The sequence below is a fragment of the Acinetobacter sp. UBA6526 genome, assembly GCF_002434875.1.
GTDB classification, from domain to species: Bacteria; Pseudomonadota; Gammaproteobacteria; order Pseudomonadales; family Moraxellaceae; genus Acinetobacter; species Acinetobacter venetianus.
On record NZ_DJLC01000116.1, the window covers coordinates 1 to 1,685 of the forward strand.

Consider the following 1,685-nt stretch of genomic DNA (forward strand, 5'->3'; position numbering starts at 1 on the left):
CATTCACGATTGGTATAACTTGCAGGCGCATTAATATCTCTTAATGCAAACGCACGTCTAAAATGAATATTTTGATTTAAGCGCTGTGCATCCTGAGCAGAAGGCTGCTCATTGTAAGGCTGATGGTTATAACGCTCACCAATACGATCTTTGGCAAGTAAGTTATGATAATCATCGCCACTTTGCGCTAGTTTGCGATAAATCTGTTGCGCGGCTTGCTTAGATGCTGCGTCAGAACGTTGCTCAGATGCACGTGCTAACCAATATTGCCAACGATCTTCTTGCTTTTGTGTCACTGACATCGCATCAATCGCTCGAATCAGACTTTCCCATGCACCAAAACGAATGGATTGACGAGCGTAAATCTCAGCTTCTTCAGGACTAAATGGATAACCATAACTTTGATCAAATGCATTCAGCACTTCACGATTAAAATTATTCTTCATTACCGTCGTACCACCAACATAACCAACGGTACGATATAAATATTTTTGAACAGCTTGTGGCGTATCTTGTGCCGCTCGCTGCACATTGCCAAGCGCATTGGTTAAGTCGTTATCAGCTATACGACCTAATGCAAAAATCAAATACGCATAATCAGCATCATTGGACTTAGGTGCATTCCAAATATATTCCAATGGATTGGATTGAATCTGATTGAGTTGAGCTAAAGATAAACTCAACCCCATAGTTTGTGCGGTTGCAATTGCTTGTCCAGACTGCCCAGCACGCAATAAAACCCACAAGCGCTGTTGACGATCTTGCGCTGTCATCAACGGACTCGACAACATCATTCGACCTAAACCTGTGCAAGATTCTGGCTGTGAGTCAGTCGCTAACCATACATCTTTATATTCAGCATAAACTAAAGCATCACCTGTTTGAGCGCGGACTTGAGCAACGGCACAACTTTCCGCCTGATCAGGATTAGTGACATAAGATAATACGGGCTTTGCTTCACTGAAATTTGCTTGTTTTACTTTTTCCTCAACATAATCAGCTGATAATTTTTCTGCCATTGCTGATTGAGGGTAACGTTGTGCAAAACTAATAATTGAAGCAGCAGGTTGAAATCCTAGATTACTATTCAGTTTCCAATATTCTGGATAATATCCCAACACATCATTTTGCATTTCATATTGATATTGATCGAGCAATGCCATATTACTTGAATTTGCTGCGCGCAGAGCATCATTAAATTGTTCATCCAAGGCATAAACAGATGAACATGCAATCACACCACTCGCCGCCAACATACGACGGAAGCTTTTCTTATTATTCAATTTACGGGTAACGCTATTTATAAAATTATCTTGCTTGCTCATCTTCATCAATACATTTGCCTAATTTCGCCCTGCGATCATAGTTTAATAAGTCTAGCTTCTTACAATTGTTGTGTTATGTAACTTGCTGATTCATATTCATTAAAATTCACGTAATTTCATCCACAAAGTGTCCATTTTTGTCAGTTTTTTATTCTCTGCGCACATCAAAAAATACTGCTATAATCCGCGGTTTGTCTCAACCCACCTTGTTTAGGAGCCTGCATGACGGTTCAAACATTCATTCCAAGTGCTACACAAGCTGCCTCAGAAAACACTGTCACCCAGCCAACGCACACCACTGATGTTTCAATGAAAAAGCTATATATTGAAACGCAAGGGTGTCAGATGAATGAGTATGAC

The 1,685-nt window shown here is 40.3% G+C and carries 1 pseudogene; it reads right to left on the reverse strand.

The window, feature by feature from the left end:
- A pseudogene (locus tag B4237_RS07775) lies at positions 1 to 1,256 on the reverse strand (lytic transglycosylase); the annotation flags it as partial.
- Positions 1,257 to 1,685 lie beyond the last annotated feature (429 nt).